The following is a 387-nucleotide window of genomic DNA, read 5'->3' as shown; positions in this document are numbered from 1 at the left end:
ATCCTCGACCGGGACGAAAGGCTGGCGCCGGCACGGTCGCTGGACGAGATCGGGCGAGTGTTGGAGGCGGGGAAGGTTCCGGTGTGGCTGCCGTCGTCACTGGCACTGCCGGCGCTGGATGTTCCGGCCTCCTGGGACATTACCTCCGATTCTCTGGCCGCCTGGCTTGCCGGCAAGCTTGGCGCAAACGCGCTGTTGCTTGTCAAGCAGACCGGTGCATTCTTCGACAGCGATACCGCTGACAGCCTGAGGGCCCGAGGCATTGTCGACCCAGGCTTTGCCGCCATGCTGCCCGACGGCATCGATTTCCATCTCGCCGGTCCGAAGGATGCTGCCGGGGCCAGCGCGATGCTCGCGTCGGGCAAGCTGCCCGGCATCCGGATAGTG

1 pseudogene is annotated in these 387 nt (G+C 66.1%); it reads left to right on the top strand.

The annotated features are described in order from the left end of the window. Nucleotides 1–387: pseudogene (locus tag EN879_RS38740) on the top strand (dihydroneopterin aldolase); the annotation flags it as partial.

The sequence above is a fragment of the Mesorhizobium sp. M7A.F.Ca.AU.002.02.1.1 genome (assembly GCF_003998535.1).
GTDB lineage: Bacteria > Pseudomonadota > Alphaproteobacteria > Rhizobiales > Rhizobiaceae > Mesorhizobium > Mesorhizobium ciceri.
This window is presented reverse-complemented; position numbering and strand designations above follow the sequence as displayed.